General features: G+C 36.8%; 1 protein-coding gene. It reads right to left on the minus strand.

Features of this window, described 5'->3' with window-relative positions:
• Window positions 1-275: 275 nt before the first annotated feature.
• On the minus strand, window positions 276-1,331 hold the full coding sequence (locus tag BLS33_RS24575) for an IS110 family RNA-guided transposase (RefSeq protein WP_089895993.1): 1,056 nt from the start codon (window positions 1,329-1,331) through the stop codon (window positions 276-278).
• Between the last annotated feature and the right edge of the window lie 59 nt (window positions 1,332-1,390).

The raw sequence follows: 1,390 nt of genomic DNA on the forward strand, positions 1-1,390 counted from the left end.
TCCTATGAAAAGCCCTAGTCCAGTTCTCTAAAGTTAATTAATATTTTCTTTTTGCCTTAAACCACCTTTTTTATTTTAATATAACTTGCTCCGCATCCTATTTGTGATACACCTTTTTTATTAGGGTTCACCAGCATCTGTATGATTATAAATTATAATAAACTCGGCCACTTGCTATAAAGATGTGATTCCAATTTCTTGGATCACCCACGTTGTTTTGTGGTACGAGTTTCACTACTATTTTGTGAGCTTTGTTATGGTTTATTTTTTATCTTTTATTCTAGTACTCCTATGCAATAAGGGGTCTCTGTTTTAATAACAGCTAAAGTTCTACTAAGTAGTTTTCTCGCTACTTTAATAATGATACTCTTTACGTTTCTACCTTGATGCTTACGATAGTAAGCTTGCATAACTGGATCGGCTCGTATCGCCTGCCAAGATGCCTCTACAAAATAGCTCCGTATTAAACGATGTGCGCGCGGAGTTATACCAAGGGTTTTATAGTTACTTCCACTTTGGTGAACTCCAGGTGCCAGACCGACATAACCAGCCAAATGTTTGACACTATTAAAACGTCGTAAATCTCCCAATTCACATAAAATACCACAAGCAACAATTCCTCCAATGCCAGGTATGCTTCGAAGCAACATATAATCCTTCTTATGGTACGTTTTGCAATACCTACGAAGCTGAGTAGAAACATCTCGAAGCTCTTGGTCTACAAAACGAAAGAAACGCATACGACTCTCTAAAGTTGCTTTTGCTGTTTGGTTTTTAAATACAATATCATCTAACCATTTCCTATACTTATGACTCCAATGGTCGTTATCAAATTCTTCTGGCTCTTTAATACCGAAATACAAAAGCTGCATTTTTATGTAACTCTTTATCCTCCGAAAATCCTTTACCAAATCATTGCGACGACGAAAAAGACTTCGTAACTCCTCACGATCAACATCAGGAATATGAATACCATCTAAACGACCGTCTTTTAACTCTCTTGATATCAACTGCGCATCTATCTTATCGGTCTTGGTATTCTTCTCCTTACCCTTTCTATGAATATCAGCAGGATTAACTACTAAAGAAAACCAACCATAAGACTCGAAACAACGATGCGCTGAATATCCACAGCAACCTGCCTCGTATGCCGTCGACACTTCATAATCAGCGAAATGTTTATTAACATAATCTTTAAGTTGTTCCGGGTTTGGATTCATTGAAAAAGACTTGCCTGAAAACAAATCTGTAGCGCAATGCACTTTCCAACTTCTCTTGTGAATGTCGATGCCAATGTATAACTTCGGTACAGCAGTAATTTGAGTAATCATATCTTTAATTTTTCGTTCATTTTAAAGATACTCGACTTACTGCTTTTTCATCGATGCTA

It is taken from the genome of Kriegella aquimaris (genome assembly GCF_900103215.1).
Classification (GTDB): Bacteria; Bacteroidota; Bacteroidia; order Flavobacteriales; family Flavobacteriaceae; genus Kriegella; species Kriegella aquimaris.